Origin of the sequence: Methylopila jiangsuensis (assembly GCF_027922305.1) — a bacterium.
GTDB lineage: Bacteria > Pseudomonadota > Alphaproteobacteria > Rhizobiales > Methylopilaceae > Methylopila > Methylopila jiangsuensis.
In genome coordinates this window covers 419,320-434,080 of record NZ_BSFK01000005.1, presented here as the reverse complement: position 1 = coordinate 434,080, position 14,761 = coordinate 419,320, and the positions used below count along the sequence as shown (strand labels likewise).

Annotated in this window: 14 protein-coding genes; 13 read left to right on the top strand and 1 reads right to left on the bottom strand. The window is 69.6% G+C overall.

Annotated features, from left to right (window positions below; genetic code table 11):
* Positions 1-24 precede the first annotated feature (24 nt).
* The 9 genes from PKE85_RS03550 (at position 25) to PKE85_RS03510 (ending at position 7,149) form a co-directional block, all read left to right on the top strand.
* A complete protein-coding gene (locus PKE85_RS03550; protein WP_271203405.1) occupies positions 25-327 on the top strand; it encodes a hypothetical protein in 303 nt (100 codons plus the stop codon).
* On the top strand, positions 254-685 hold the full coding sequence (locus PKE85_RS03545) for a PIN domain-containing protein (RefSeq protein WP_271203404.1): 432 nt from the start codon (positions 254-256) through the stop codon (positions 683-685). The genes PKE85_RS03550 and PKE85_RS03545 overlap by 74 nt, the downstream gene beginning before the upstream one ends.
* A gap of 31 nt (positions 686-716) precedes the next feature.
* Positions 717-1,814, top strand: coding sequence for a redox-regulated ATPase YchF (gene ychF, locus PKE85_RS03540; protein WP_271203403.1), 1,098 nt, complete (start codon positions 717-719; stop codon positions 1,812-1,814).
* A 168-nt stretch (positions 1,815-1,982) separates the two neighbouring features.
* Complete coding sequence (locus PKE85_RS03535) at positions 1,983-2,447, top strand: MaoC family dehydratase (protein WP_271203402.1); 465 nt, start codon at positions 1,983-1,985, stop codon at positions 2,445-2,447.
* A complete protein-coding gene (locus PKE85_RS03530; RefSeq protein WP_271203401.1) occupies positions 2,447-2,926 on the top strand; it encodes a MaoC family dehydratase in 480 nt (159 codons plus the stop codon). The genes PKE85_RS03535 and PKE85_RS03530 overlap by 1 nt, the downstream gene beginning before the upstream one ends.
* Before the next feature lie 85 nt (positions 2,927-3,011).
* A complete protein-coding gene (gene radC / locus PKE85_RS03525) occupies positions 3,012-3,788 on the top strand; it encodes a RadC family protein (RefSeq protein WP_271203400.1) in 777 nt (258 codons plus the stop codon).
* A 131-nt stretch (positions 3,789-3,919) separates the two neighbouring features.
* Entirely contained in the window at positions 3,920-5,317 is a 1,398-nt protein-coding gene (locus tag PKE85_RS03520) for a circularly permuted type 2 ATP-grasp protein (RefSeq protein WP_271204068.1), read from the top strand.
* 31 nt (positions 5,318-5,348) lie between these two features.
* Positions 5,349-6,290: an alpha-E domain-containing protein gene (locus PKE85_RS03515; RefSeq protein WP_271203399.1), complete on the top strand. Its 942-nt coding sequence runs from the start codon at positions 5,349-5,351 to the stop codon at positions 6,288-6,290.
* Between the two features lie 22 nt (positions 6,291-6,312).
* The gene (locus PKE85_RS03510) at positions 6,313-7,149 is read left to right on the top strand and encodes a transglutaminase family protein (RefSeq protein ID WP_271203398.1); all 837 of its coding nucleotides are present in this window, start codon (positions 6,313-6,315) and stop codon (positions 7,147-7,149) included.
* Between the two features lie 188 nt (positions 7,150-7,337).
* Here PKE85_RS03510 and PKE85_RS03505 read toward each other — a convergent pair whose 3' ends face one another.
* On the bottom strand, positions 7,338-9,452 hold the full coding sequence (locus tag PKE85_RS03505) for a sodium-translocating pyrophosphatase (protein WP_271203397.1): 2,115 nt from the start codon (positions 9,450-9,452) through the stop codon (positions 7,338-7,340).
* 195 nt (positions 9,453-9,647) lie between these two features.
* Here PKE85_RS03505 and PKE85_RS03500 point away from each other — a divergent pair, with 195 nt between their 5' ends.
* From PKE85_RS03500 to PKE85_RS03485, 4 genes are all read left to right on the top strand, one after another.
* Positions 9,648-11,063, top strand: a complete 1,416-nt coding sequence (locus tag PKE85_RS03500; RefSeq protein WP_271203396.1) for a sugar porter family MFS transporter — start codon at positions 9,648-9,650, stop codon at positions 11,061-11,063.
* Positions 11,064-11,155: 92 nt separating this feature from the next.
* Entirely contained in the window at positions 11,156-13,534 is a 2,379-nt protein-coding gene (gene rnr / locus PKE85_RS03495; RefSeq protein ID WP_428981309.1) for a ribonuclease R, read from the top strand.
* Positions 13,531-13,986: a DUF983 domain-containing protein gene (locus tag PKE85_RS03490; RefSeq protein WP_271203395.1), complete on the top strand. Its 456-nt coding sequence runs from the start codon at positions 13,531-13,533 to the stop codon at positions 13,984-13,986. The genes rnr and PKE85_RS03490 overlap by 4 nt, the downstream gene beginning before the upstream one ends.
* A complete protein-coding gene (locus PKE85_RS03485; RefSeq protein WP_271203394.1) occupies positions 13,983-14,714 on the top strand; it encodes an NUDIX hydrolase in 732 nt (243 codons plus the stop codon). Before PKE85_RS03490 ends, PKE85_RS03485 begins: the two co-directional genes overlap by 4 nt.
* The last annotated feature ends 47 nt before the right edge of the window (positions 14,715-14,761 follow it).

Genomic DNA, 14,761 nt, shown 5'->3' with positions numbered 1-14,761 from the left:
GTGGCCTGAAGGAGGATCGCGACCATGAAGAACGTCACGATCACCATGGACGAGGACGTGCTGACCTGGGTCCGGATCGAGGCGGCGAAGCGCGGGGAGAGCGTGTCGCGCTTCCTCGGTGAAACGATCGCGGCGCAGCGCGCCGCCGCCGGCCGCGACCAGCGGGACGAAGAGCGCGCCGCGCTGGAGCGTTTTCTGTCAGGCCCCGGTTTTCCGGGCGCGGGAGCGGCGTGGCCGGGCAGAGAGGAGCTTTATGCCGACCGGGAAAGCGACCTGCTTCGTCGACACGAACATCCTGATCTGCGCAGTCGATCCGAAGGAGACTGAAAAGCGCGCCATCGCGGCGTCGCTCATCCGGAACGCCGCCCTCTCGGAGTCTCTGGTGCTGAGCCCGCAGTCCCTGAACGAGTGCTACCGGGTTCTGACAGAGCGGCTGAAAAGCGCCAGCCGTTCGGACGCGCGCGACTACTGCCGCGTCTTTGTCCGCCACTGCACGGCGCCGCTGACCTTCGCCACGACGGCGGAGGCCTGGAGCATTCAGGACGACTGCGGCTTTTCCTGGTGGGATTGCACGCTTCTCGCCTCAGCTTCCCTCGCGGGCTGCGGTCTGTTCTACAGCGAGGATCTGCAACACGGCCGCCGCATCGGCGGTCTCGAGATTCGCAATCCGTTCGCGTCGGCCTGACGCCGACCCTCTTCGATAAGGCCAAATTCCCATGGGCTTCAAATGCGGCATCGTCGGCCTGCCGAACGTCGGCAAGTCGACCCTCTTCAACGCGCTGACGCAGACCGCCGCCGCCCAGGCCGCGAACTATCCGTTCTGCACCATCGAGCCGAACGTGGGCGAAGTGGCCGTGCCCGATCCGCGGCTTTCGGAGCTCGCCGCCATCGCCGGCTCCAAGGAGATCATCCCGACCCGCCTCACCTTCGTGGACATCGCGGGCCTCGTGCGCGGCGCGTCCAAGGGCGAAGGCCTCGGCAACCAGTTCCTCGCCCACATCCGCGAGGTGGACGCCATCGCCTATGTGCTGCGCTGCTTCGAGGACGACGACATCACCCATGTGGAGGGCCGGATCGACCCGCTCTCCGACGCGGAGACGGTGGAGACCGAACTGATGGTCGCCGATCTCGAAAGCCTCGAGAAGCGCGTCGGGGCGCTGGAGAAGCGCGCCCGCAGCAACGACAAGGAGGCCAAGGAGCAGCTCGATCTGGTGAACCGGGTCCTGCCGCTGCTGCGCGACGGCAAGCCGGCCCGCCTCGCCAAGATCGCCGAGGACGAGCGCGCCGCATTCGACGCGCTGAACCTGCTCACCTCCAAGCCGGTGCTTTACGTCTCGAACGTGGACGAGGGCTCCGCCGCCACCGGCAACGCCTTTTCCGCGCGGGTCGATGAGAGCGCCAAGGCCGAAGGCGCGGTCTCGGTCGCCATCTCCGCCAGGATCGAGAGTGAGATCGCGGTGCTGCCCGAGGACGAGCGCAAGGAGTATCTGGAGGCGCTGGGCCTCGAACAGCCCGGCCTCGACCGGCTCATCAACGCCGGTTACCAGTTGCTCGGCCTCGTGACCTACTTCACCGTCGGCCCCAAGGAGACGCGCGCCTGGACCATCGAGCGCGGCACCCGCGCGCCTCAGGCGGCGGGCGTGATCCATTCCGACTTCGAGAAGGGCTTCATCCGCGCCGAGACCATCGCCTACGCCGACTACGTGACGCTCAAGGGCGAGACCGGGGCGAAAGAGGCCGGCAAGATGCGGCTGGAAGGCAAGGACTACGTGGTCGCCGACGGCGACGTGCTGCATTTCCGCTTCGCGAACTGACGGTCGCCTGTGTAGACGCACGCATGTCAGGGCGCCATCATCGCGCCCTGACCGTTCGTCGAAGAACACAAAGGTTGTCATGCCCGAGCCGGCCTCGGGCATGACAAGGATGGGCGACCGGAGCCTCAGCGCTCACCGGAGGGGCCCGACATCGGAGAGGCGACAGACATGGCGGCGCCGCGTTACGCCTATGAGGATTTCAGGCCCGGAGATCGGGACGACTACGGCGGCCTCGTCGTGGAGCGCGACGAGATGCTGGCCTTCGCCCGCGAGTTCGATCCCCAGCCGATGCACCTGTCCGAAGAGGCGGCGCGCGCCTCCATGCTGGGCGAACTGATCGCCTCCGGCTGGCAGACAGCGGCGCTGCTGATGCGCATGAACTGCGACCGCTGGCTGGCGGATTCCACCTCTCAGGGGTCGCTGGGGGTGGACAGCCTGGAGTGGCTGCGGCCGGTGCGCGCCGGCGACCGGCTCAGCGTGCGCAGCGAGGTGCTCGCCGCCCGTGTCTCCGCAAGCCGGCCGGACCGGGGCATCGTCACCTTCCGCTTTGAGGTTCTGAACCAGAACGGCGAAACCGTTCTGCGCCAGACCGGCCCGATCATGTTCGGCCGCCGGGACGCAGAGGCCGCCTGATGCATCTCGAAGACTTCCGCGTGGGCGACCGGGCCGAGATCGGCGCGCACCTGTTCACCGCCGAGGAAATCCTGCGCTTCGCCCGCGCCTACGACACGCAGGGCTTCCATCTGTCGGAGGAGGCCGGGCTGGCGGGGCCGTTCAGGGGGCTCGCGGCCTCCGGCTGGCACACCTGCGCGGTGTGGATGAAGCTCACCGTGGCCTACAATGTCCGCACGGCGCGGGAGCGCATGGCGGCGGGGCTGCCGGTCGGCCGCTTCGGCCCCTCCCCCGGCTTCCGCGACCTGAAGTGGAGCGCGCCGGTGATGGCCGGCGACACGCTGACCTATTTCGCCGAAGTGATCGAAGCCCGTCCCAGCGGCTCCCGTCCCGGCTGGGGCCTGCTCACCGCCAGCAACGCCGCCGTCAACCAGCGCGGCGTGGAGGCGTTTTCCTTCGTCAGCGCCGTGTTCGTGGAGCGCCGGCCCGACGTGGCCTGATCGGTTCGGACGCTTCGACTCACTTGCCGCGCGCCGGCGCCGCGGGCCACCATGCGCGCGGTGTCTCGAAGGGTCGGAAGCGCTCATGGCTGGCGGTGGAAAGGCGCGCGACGGCGGTCCGGAGTTTCCCGCCTTCTCGGAAGCGCCGCATGCGCCCGAAAAACGCGCGCAACCGGCGCCCAAAGAAAAGGCGCCCCATTACGCCGGCCACCGCGAGCGCCTGCGCCAGCGTTTTCTGGATTCCGGTCCCGACGCCCTGCCCGATTACGAACTGATGGAGCTGGTGCTGTTCCGCACCATTCCCCAGCGGGACGTGAAACCGCTCGCCAAAGAGCTGATCGCCACCTTCGGCTCCTTCGCCGAGGCGCTGGCGGCGCCCGCCGCGCGGCTCACCGGGATCCGGGGAGTGAAAGAGGCGACCGCGACCGACTTCCGGATCGTCGAGGCCGCCGCCCGCCGCCTCGCCAAGGGCGCGATCGGCAAGCGGCCGGTGCTGTCGTCGTGGTCCTCGGTGCTGGATTACTGCCGCACCGCCATGGCCTTCGACGAGCGGGAGCGCTTCCGCATCCTGTTCCTCGACAAGAAGAACGCCCTCATCGCCGACGAGGTGCAGCAGAGCGGCACGGTGGACCACACCCCGGTGTATCCCCGCGAGGTGGTGCGGCGGGCGCTGGAGCTCGGCGCCACCGCGCTGATCCTGGTCCACAATCATCCGTCCGGCGATCCGACGCCGAGCCGGGCCGACATCGACATGACACGGACCATAGGCGATATCGCCAAGCCGCTCGGAATAGCGCTCCATGATCACGTGATCGTGGGACGCGACGGCCACGCCAGCTTCCGGGCGCTGAAGTTGATTTGAACTCATTTTAAGCGACCACGTTGCACTTAAAATGTGCGGCGCCCCCCTTTTCCCGCGCCGCCGCGGGATTAGCATCTCCCTCGAAGCAACCAGCGAAAGGCCGCCGCTTGAGCACCGCCCCCTTCGACGAGATGACCCTCGCCGACGGCTCCGTCCGACAGGCTTACGCGAAACTCGCGGAGTGGCTTAAAAGCGCGCCGACGGATCTGCTGAACTACCGGGTCGAGGAGGCGGAGCTGCTGTTCCGCCGCATCGGCATCACCTTCGCGGTCTATGGCGACCAGCAGGCCACCGAGCGGCTGATCCCGTTCGACATCATCCCCCGCATCCTGACCGCGAAGGAGTGGACCACCCTGTCCCGCGGCCTCGAGCAGCGGGTCGACGCCCTCAACCGCTACATCGCCGACGTCTACGGCAAGCGCGAGATCCTGAAGGCCGGGATCATCCCGGAAGACCTCGTGTTCCAGAACGCCGCCTTCCGCCCCGAGATGGCGGGCAAGGGCGTGCCGCACGACCTCTGGGTCCACATCGCCGGCATCGACATCGTGCGGGTGGACGCCGACACGTTCTACGTGCTGGAGGACAACGCCCGCACGCCGTCCGGCGTGTCCTACATGCTGGAAAACCGCGAGGTGATGATCCGGCTGTTCCCGGAGCTGTTCGCCCAGCACCGCATCGCTCCGGTGGAGCGCTACGCCGACGAGCTTCTGGCCACGCTGCGTTCGATCGCGCCGCGTTCCGCGCCGGCGGAGCCGAACGTGGTGCTGCTGACGCCCGGCGTCTACAACTCCGCCTATTACGAGCACTCGTTCCTGGCCGACAAGCTCGGCATCGAGCTGGTGGAGGGGCGCGACCTGCTCGTGCGCGACGACGTGGTCTACATGCGCACCACCGAGGGGCCGCAGCGGGTGGACGTGATCTACCGCCGCCTCGACGACGAGTTCCTGGACCCGCTGGTGTTCCGCCCCGACAGCGCGCTCGGCGTGCCGGGACTGATGTCCGCCTACCACGCCCAGAACGTGACGCTGACCAACGCGGTCGGTACCGGCGTCGCCGACGACAAGGCGATCTACAGCTACATGCCGGAGATCATCAAATTCTACCTCGGCGAAGAGCCGATGCTGAAGAACGTGCCCACCTACCGCTGCCGCGAGCCCGAAGCGCTGAAATACGTGCTCGACCATCTGGAGGAGCTGGTGGTGAAGGAGGTGCACGGCTCCGGCGGCTACGGCATGCTGGTCGGCCCCCACGCCTCGAAAGAGCAGGTGGAGCTGTTCCGCGCCAAGCTGAAGGCCTCGCCCGCGGGCTTCATCGCGCAGCCCACGCTCGCGCTCTCCACCTGCCCCACTTACGTCAATTCGGGCGTCGCGCCCCGGCATGTGGACCTGCGCCCCTTCGTGCTGACCGGCTCGGACGGCGTGCGCATCGTGCCCGGCGGGTTGACGCGGGTCGCCATGCGCGAGGGCTCGCTGGTGGTGAACTCCAGCCAGGGCGGCGGAACGAAGGACACATGGGTGCTGGACGAATGACGAGCGGACCACGACACACGGAGCCGCGCCCATGCTGAGCCGCACCGCCGAAAACCTGTTCTGGCTGTCCCGCTATGTGGAGCGGGCGGAATCGCTCGCCCGCATCCTGGAGGCGACCCAGCGCCTCGCCTCGCTGCCGGTGGCCTATGCGGGCTCCACCAACGAGTGGGAAAGCGCCCTCGCCGCCGCGGGCGCCTCCGCGGCCTTCGCCGAGAAGCACGAGGAGGCCACCGCCGAGACGGTGGTGAACTACCTCGTGTTCGACACCGGCAACCCGTCGTCCATCGTCAACTGCTTCGAGGTCGCCCGCCACAACGCCCGCGCGGTGCGCACGGCGCTGACCATGGAGATGTGGGAGACCATCAACGGCGCCTGGCTGGAGCTGCGCCGCCGTCCGGACCGCAAGCTCCTCGGCGAGGAGCTGACGCGCTTCCTCGGCTGGGTGAAGGAGATCGGGCTCCGCTTCGACGGCTCGGCGTCGCGCACCATGCTGCGCAACGACATCTACAGCTTCTCGCGCCTCGGCATGCTGCTTGAGCGGGCGGACAATACAGCGCGCATCCTCGACGTGAAGTATCATCTGCTGCTGCCGGAGGAGACCAAGGTCGGCGGCGGGCTCGACTACTACCAGTGGTCGGCGATCCTGCGCGCGGTCTCCGCGCTGAACAGCTACCACTGGGTCTACCGCCAGAGCCTCAAGCCCTGGCTGATCGCGGACCTGCTGATCCTCAACGACCAGATGCCGCGTTCGCTCGCCGCCTGCTACAACGACATGACCCGCCATCTCGACGACCTGTCCCGCGGCTACGGCCGTCAGGGGCCGTCCCAGCGCATCGCGCGCGCCACCCGCGCCCGGCTGGAGAACGCCAAGATCGACGAGATCTTCCAGACCGGGCTGCACGAGTTCGTGACGAGCTTCATTTCCGACAACAACAAGCTCGGAACCGCCATCACCGAGCAGTACCTGGCATGACGCCCGCGGAGTCCGTGACGCCATGCGCCTGAAGATCCGGCACGAAACCGCCTATCGCTACGAGACCCCCGCCGCCTCCGTCACCCAGACGCTCAGGATGACGCCGCGCAACTTCGAGGGCCAGCACGTCATCCGCTGGCGGCTCGACGTGGACCGCGACTGCCGCCTGCGCTCCTCACAGGACGCCTTCGGCAACGTCACCCATGTGTTCGTCGTCGACGGCCCGGTGGACGAGCTCACCGTGCTGGTCGAGGGCGAGGTGGAGACGCAGGACGTGGCCGGCGTGGTGCGCTCCGCGGTGGAGCGATTCCCGCCCGCGCTCTACCTGCGCGAGACCGACCTGACCGGGCCGGACCGCGACATCGCCGCCTTCGCCGAGCAGGTGCGGGAGGAGACCGGCGGCGAGCCGCTGGCGGTGCTGCACGGCCTGCTCGAGGGAATTCACCGGGAGATCGCCTTCGACCCCAAGCCGTCCGAGAGCGACGTCACCGCGGCGGAGACCTTCCGGCGCAAGCGCGGCCTGTGCCAGGACCTGACGCATGTGTTCCTGGTGGCCGCGCGCCATCTCGGAACGCCGGCGCGCTACGTCAGCGGCTACATCCACGACGTCGACCCCGAAACCGCGCACGAAGCGGGCCACGCCTGGGCCGAGGCGCATGTTCCGGGCCTCGGCTGGGTGGCGTTTGACCCCTGCCACAAGCTCTGCCCCACCGACGCCTACGTGCGGGTGGCGGTCGGGCTCGACTATTACGGCGCGGCCCCCTTCCGGGTCGCGGCCCATGGCGGGCTTGGCGAGAGCTTCACCGTCAAGGTGGAGGTGGAGGACGTCGCCGCCGCCCGCGGCTTCAGCCGCAACTAGCTCTTCGCCCTGAGACGAGAGCAGGCCCGCGCGTCCCGTCCGACGCGCGGGCCTTTTCATTCCGTGGGCGCCTGTCAGAGGGCCGCGACCTCGCTCAGCGCCGTGGCGGCCGCGACGCCCTCGCCGTCATGCCCGAGACAGGCTCGGGCATAACGGCGTGAGGTCGAAGGCCGCGCTCCCCCATCCCCTCAGTGCGCCAGCACCGCCAGCAGCAGCAGGGCGACGATGTTGGTGATCTTGATCATGGGGTTCACGGCCGGGCCGGCCGTGTCCTTGTAGGGGTCGCCCACGGTGTCGCCGGTCACCGCCGCCTTGTGGGCGTCGGAGCCCTTGCCGCCGTGGTGGCCGTCCTCGATGTACTTCTTGGCGTTGTCCCAGGCGCCGCCGCCGGACGTCATGGAGAGCGCCACGAACAGGCCGGTGACGATGACGCCGAGCAGCATGGCGCCCACCGCCGAGAAGGCCTCGCTTTTCCCCGCGACCGCGAGCACCACGAAATAGGCCACGATCGGCGACAGCACCGGCAGCAGCGAGGGGACGATCATCTCCCTGATCGCCGCCTTCGTCAGCAGGTCCACCGCCCGGCCGTAGTCCGGCCGGTCGCGGCCCTCCATGATGCCGGGCTTCTCCCGGAACTGCCGCCGCACCTCCTCCACGATGGCGCCCGCCGCGCGGCCGACCGCGGTCATGCCCATGGCGCCAAACAGGAACGGCAGCATGCCGCCGAACAGCAGGCCGACGACCACGTAAGGGTTGGCGAGCGAGAAATCGAGCGTCACCCCCGCGAAGTAGGGGTACTGCTCGGCGTTGGCGATGAAGTGGTTCAGGTCCGAGGTGTAGGCCGCGAACAGCACCAGCGCGCCAAGCCCCGCGGAGCCGATGGCGTAGCCCTTGGTCACCGCCTTGGTGGTGTTTCCGACCGCGTCCAGCGCGTCGGTGGAGGTCCGCACCTCCGGCGGCAGGCCGGCCATCTCGGCGATGCCGCCGGCGTTGTCGGTCACCGGCCCGAAGGCGTCGAGCGCCACCACGAAGCCCGCCAGCGCCAACATGGCGGTGACGGCGATGGCGATGCCGAACAGGCCCGCCAGCGAGTAGGTGACCATGATGCCGGCGATGATGACGAGCGCCGGCAGCGCCGTCGCCTCCAGCGAGACCGCGAGGCCCTGGATGACGTTGGTGCCGTGCCCGGTCACCGAAGCGGCCGCGATGGAGCGCACCGGGCGGTAGCCGGTGCCGGTGTAGTATTCGGTGATCACCACGATCAGGCCGGTGATGACGAGGCCGGTGACCGCGCACAGGAACAGGTCGAAGCCGGTGAAGACCAGCCCGCCCACCGTGCGGTGCTCGGTGGTGAAGCCCACCAGCATGGCGGTGGCGAGCGCGATGCCGATCAGGGACAGGCCGGCCGCCGCGCCGAAGCCGCGATAGAGCGCGCCCATGATGGACTGGCTCGCCGGCAGCTTGACGAAGAAGGTTCCGGCGATCGAGGTGACGATGCAGACCGCGCAGATGCCGAGCGGATAGAGGATCAGGCTCGACAGCGCCGGATCGCCGGCGAAGAAGATCGCCGCCAGCACCATGGTCGCGACCACGGTCACCGCATAGGTCTCGAACAGGTCCGCCGCCATGCCGGCGCAGTCGCCGACATTGTCTCCCACGTTGTCGGCGATGGTCGCGGGGTTGCGCGGATCGTCCTCGGGAATTCCGGCCTCGACCTTACCCACGAGGTCGCCGCCCACGTCCGCGCCCTTGGTGAAGATGCCGCCGCCGAGGCGGGCGAAGATCGAGATCAGCGAGGCGCCGAAGCCGAGCGCCACCAGCGCGTCGATCACCACCCGGTCGCCGGGCGCGTGGCCAAGCGCGCCGGTGAGGATGGCGTAGTAGACCGCGACGCCGAGCAGCGCGAGCCCCGCCACCAGCATGCCGGTGACCGCGCCGGACTTGAACGCGATCTCGAGCCCCGCGCCGAGCGAATGGGAGGCGGCCTGCGCGGTGCGCACATTGGCCCGCACCGAGACGTTCATGCCGATGAAGCCCGCCACCGCCGACAGCACGGCGCCGATGAGGAAGCCGATCGCCACCGTCATCGACAGGAAGATCGCGACCAGAACGAAGATGACGGCGCCCACCGCGCCGATGGTGGCGTATTGCCGGCGCAGATAGGCCTGCGCGCCTTCGGCGATCGCCTCGGCGATCTCCTGCATGCGGGGCGTTCCGGCGTCCGCCTCCACCACGGAGCGGACGGCCCATACGCCGTAGACGATGGAGAGAAGTCCAAGAAGGATGATCAGCGTCAGCGCCATGAAGCGGTTTCCTTGGGAAGCGTTTCCTGATGCGCGACGGAGAGGCGGCGCCGTTCGTGCGGGCTCGCCTGTTCTTGGATTTTACTTCTTCAAAGTCGTCTCCGCGCGCCGGCCGATGGGCCGAAAGCGAGGTTGCCAGAGGCGGGACCCGCGCGCAAAGAAAACGCGCCCGCGCCGTCTTCGATCTTCGCAGCGGTGGCTTTCGGCGCGGCTGCGCTATCATCGGCGCGCGAAGCGGGCGCGAAGGTCCGCGATCAGGGAGCGAACATGAATTTCAAGGTTGTGGCGGCCACCGCCTCGCTGGGCGGCCTGCTGTTCGGTTACGACACCGGCGTGGTCTCGGGCGCCCTGCCCTTCATCCGCGACCTGTTCCAGCTCTCCGAGGCCATGCAGGGCTTCGTGGTGTCGATCGCGCTGCTGGGCGCGGCCGCAGGCGCGGCGGCGGCGGGCCAGCTCGCCGACGCCTATGGCCGGCGCAAGGTCATCATCGTGGTGGCGGGCTTCTTCGTGGTGGGCGCCCTGCTCTGCGCCATCGCCGGCAATGTGCCGGTGCTGCTGGCGGGCCGCCTGATCCTGGGCGTCGCCATCGGCGTCGCCTCCATGCTGACGCCGCTCTACCTCGCCGAGATGGCGCCCGCCGACAAACGCGGCTCGGTGGTGTCGCTGAACCAGATGTGCATCACGGTCGGCATCCTGCTGTCCTACATCGTGGCCTATCTGCTGTCGGAAATGGACGGCGGCTGGCGCTGGATGCTGGCCATCGGCTGCCTGCCGGGCGTGGTGCTCGGGCTCGGCATGATCGCGCTGCCGGAGAGCCCGCGCTGGCTCGCAGGGCAAGGCCGGCACGAGGAGGCGGCCGCGGCGCTGAAGACCCTGCGCGGCGGCGCGGACGTCTCCGCCGAACTCGCGGCGCTCCGCACCGACCTCACCCGCAGCGACGGCGCGCTGGTCCCGTGGTCGGCGCTGCTGGAGCCGCGGGTGCGCATCCCGCTGATCGTGGGCGTCGGCCTCGCCGTGTTCCAGCAGGTCACCGGCATCAACACCGTGATCTACTACGCGCCGATCATCTTCGAGAAGGCCGGCATGGCCTCCACCTCGGCCGCGATCCTCGCCACCGCGGGCGTCGGCGTGGTGAACGTGGCCATGACCTATGTGGCGCTGAAGCTGCTGGACACCGCGGGCCGGCGCAAGCTGCTGCTGATCGGCCTCGCGGGTATGGCGGCGATGCTCGCCGTGCTCACCTTAGGCTTCGCCATCGGCACGGAAGGCCCGCTCGCCTGGATCGCCACGCTCTCGGTCGCGGCCTATGTGGGCTTCTTCGCCATCGGCCTCGGACCGGTGTTCTGGCTGCTGATCTCGGAGATCTTCCCGCTCGCCGTGCGGGGCCGCGCCATGGGCGTGGCGACGGTGGCGAACTGGGGCTCCAACCTGATCGTCAGCCAGGTGTTCCTGATGCTGATCGCCGGCGTCGGCTCCGCCGCCACCTTCGGCCTGTTCGCGGTCATGACGGTGGCGGCGCTCGCCTTCACCTTCGCGCTGGTGCCCGAAACCAAGGGCCGGACGCTGGAGGAGATCGAGGCCTCGTTCGCGGAAACCGGCGCGGCGCGCTGACGCTTCACCCCTGAAAAGCGCCGGCCGGGCCTCCGCAACCGTCTGAAAGGGTTGTAGGGTCCGGCCGGTCCTCCGTCGTCGAAAGCATCGTTTTGGCCCGTCGCATCCCGTCGAAGAAAGCCCCCGCCCCGACTTCCCGGGCGCCGCTGCCGCGCGGCCTGCCCACGCGCGAGGAGCTGGTGGCCTTCATCGCCGCGCAGGGGGGCAAGACCGGCAAGCGCGAGATCGCCCGCGCGTTCCACATCACCGGGCCGCAGCGGATCGAACTGAAGCTCATGCTGGCGGACCTGGAAGCCGACGGCGTGGTCAGCCGCCGGGGCCGCACGCTCGGCCGCGCCGGGCATCTGCCGTCCGTGGTGCTCGCCGACGTCACCGGCCGGGACGAGGACGGCGAACTCATCGCCCGCCCCGCGGACTGGGACGAGGACGAGCACGGGGCGGCGCCCCGCATTCTGGTGCAGGTCTCGTCCCGGGGCCGCGCGCCGGGGCTCGCGCCCGGCGTCGGCGACCGCATCCTGACCCGCGTGGAGCCGCTGGACGAGGTCGAGCCCGACGGCCCGACCCATCAGGGTCGCGTCGTCAAGATCCTGTCCAAGCCGCAGGCGCGCATCCTCGGCCTGTTCCGCGCGCTGCCCGACGGTTCGGGAAGGCTGGTGCCGGTCGACAAGAAGAACATGGGCAAGGAGCTCGCCATCGCCGCCGACGCCACCGACGGCGCGCAGGACGGCGACCTGATCGCCGCCGACATCGTCAAGCAGGGGCGCTACGGCCTGCCCTCGGCGCGGGTGCGGGAGCGGCTCGGCTCGCTGAAGAGCGAGAAGGCGGTCAGCCTGATCGCCATCCACGCCCACGCCATCCCGCATGTGTTCTCCCGCGAGGCGCTGGCGGAGGCGGAGGCCGCGCGGCCGGCCGCCATGGCGGGGCGCGAGGACTGGCGCCGCCTGCCGCTCGTCACCATCGACCCGGTGGACGCCAAGGACCACGACGACGCCGTCCACGCCGAGCCGGACCCGGACCCGGCCAACGCCGGCGGCCACATCCTCACCGTCGCCATCGCGGACGTCGCGTCCTACGTGCGGCCGGGCTCGGCGCTGGACCGCACGGCGCTCGACCGGGGCAACTCGGTCTATTTCCCGGACCGCGTCGTGCCCATGCTGCCGGAGCGCATCTCCAACGACCTGTGCTCGCTGCGGGAGAAGGAGAACCGCCCGGCGCTGGCCGCGCGCATGTGGATCGCGAAGGACGGCCGCAAGCTGCGCCACACCTTTCACCGGGTGATGATGAAGTCGGCGGCGAAGCTTTCCTACAGCCAGGCTCAGGCCTCGATCGACGGCGCGCCGGACGAGGCGACCGGGCCGCTGCTCGATGTGGTGCTGCGCCCGCTCTGGGCGGCCTACGCCTCGCTGAAGACCGCGCGCGACGCCCGCGGCCCGCTCGACCTCGACATCCCAGAACGCAAGCTGGTGCTGAAGCCGGACGGCGCGCTCGACCATGTGACGACGCCGGTGCGGCTCGACGCGCACCGGCTGATCGAGGAGTTCATGATCCTCGCCAACGTCGCCGCGGCCGAGACGCTGGAGCAGAAGCGCACGCCGCTGATCTACCGCGTCCATGACGCGCCCTCGCTCGAAAAGCTGGAGGCGCTGCGGGAGCTGCTGACCACGCTCGACATCGAGTTCCCGAAGTCCGGCAACCTGCGGCCGGCGCAATTCAATCGCATCCTCGCCCGTGTCGAGGGGCAGGACAGCGCACAGCTCGTGAACGAGGTGGTGCTGCGCACCCAGGCGCAGGCCGAATACGCCGCCGAGAACTACGGCCATTTCGGCCTGAATCTCCGCCGCTACGCCCATTTCACCTCCCCCATCCGCCGCTACGCCGACCTGATCGTGCACCGGGCGCTGGTCAGGGCGCTGGAGCTGGGGAAGGACGGCCTGCCGGACGCGACCACGCCCGAGCAACTCGGCGAGATCGGCGCCCGCATCTCCGCCGCCGAACGCCGCGCCATGGCCGCCGAGCGCGAGACCGTGGACCGGCTGATCGCGCATTTCCTCGCCGATCAGGTGGGCGCCCGCTTCACCGGCCGCATCGCCGGCGTCACCCGCTCCGGCCTGTTCGTGAAGCTGGAGGGCACCGGAGCGGACGGCTTCGTGCCCATCGGATCCCTCGGCAGCGACTACTTCGTCCATGACGAGGCGGCGCGCGCGCTCACCGGCAGCGAGACCGGCGAGAGTTTCCGTCTGGGCGACACCGTGGAGGTGAAGCTGGTGGAGGCGGCGCCGGTCGCGGGCGCGCTGCGGTTCGAGATGCTGTCCGAGGGTCGGCAGTCCCGCCCCGTCGGGCGCGGCAAGCGCGGCCTGCGCCGCGCCGCCGCTTCGCGCTCGAAAACCGACGGGAAAAAGCCTAAAGCCAAGGCGACCGGGCGGACGTCCGGGGCGAAGCCGACCACATCGGGCAAGGGACGCCGCTCATGACCGCCCATTATCACGCCGCAGCGCCCGAGAAGCCGGCGGACGCGCGTTCGGTTCCCGAGGCCATGAAGCGCGGCCTGATGCTGCGCTGCCCCGCCTGCGGCGAAGGCAGGCTGTTCAACGCCTATCTCAAGGTCGCGCCGGCCTGCGCCGCCTGCGGCGAGGAGCTGCACCACCAGCGCGCCGACGACGCCCCGCCTTACGTGGTCATCTCCATCGTCGCCCACATCGTGGTGGCGGGGCTGATGGCGGTGGAGCTCGCCTACAAGCCCGAGATCTGGGTGCATCTCATCATCTGGATTCCGCTCACCATCGGCCTGTCGCTGGCGCTGCTGCCGCCGGTGAAGGGCGCGCTGGTCGGCCTGCAATGGGCGCTTCGCATGCACGGCTTCGGCGGCGCCACCGACGAGGACCATCTCGCCGGGGCGAAGCCGAACGGGCCGGCCCGGCCATGAGCGCGGGCGAGGAGCAGGGCGTCGTTCCGCCCGCTGCGCCGAAGGCGCCCGAGCGCCTGACGCCCAAGGACGCCGCCACCATCATCCTGGTGGACCGGGAGGCCGCGGAGCCCAAAGTCCTGATGGGCAAGCGGCATGAGGCCGTGCGCTTCATGCCCGGCAAATACGTCTTTCCCGGCGGCCGGGTGGAGGCGGACGACGGTCGCGTCAACATCGCGGGCGCCTATTCTCCCCATGTGGAGCGGCGGCTGCAGGCGCAAGTGCGGCGTCCGTCCATCTCCCGCGCCCGCGCCTACGGGCTCGCGGCGCTGCGGGAGCTCGCAGAGGAGACCGGCCTCCTGATCGGCGAGCGCGAGACCGGCGCCTTCATCGCCCGCAACGACGCCTGGGCGCCGTTCGCGGAAGCCGACGTGTTCCCCTCGCTCGAAGGGCTGCACTTCGTCGCCCGCGCCATCACCCCGCCCGGCCGGCCGAAGCGCTTCGACACCCGCTTCTTCGCCGCCGACGCCGCTCTGGTCGCCCACCGCATCGACGGCGTGGTGACGCCGGACGCGGAGCTGGTGGATCTGGTCTGGGTGTCGTTCACGGAAGCGGCCGAACTGGACCTGCCGCCCATCACCCGCATGATCCTCAACGACCTTCAGCGCCGCATCGACGACGGGCTGGAGCGGGACCTGGCCGTTCCCTATTACCGCAAGGGCTCGCAGGGCCCGGCCGATCTGATCTGACGATCCTGCCATCGGCTTTTGACGCTGGCGCGGAACGGCGCGGCGTG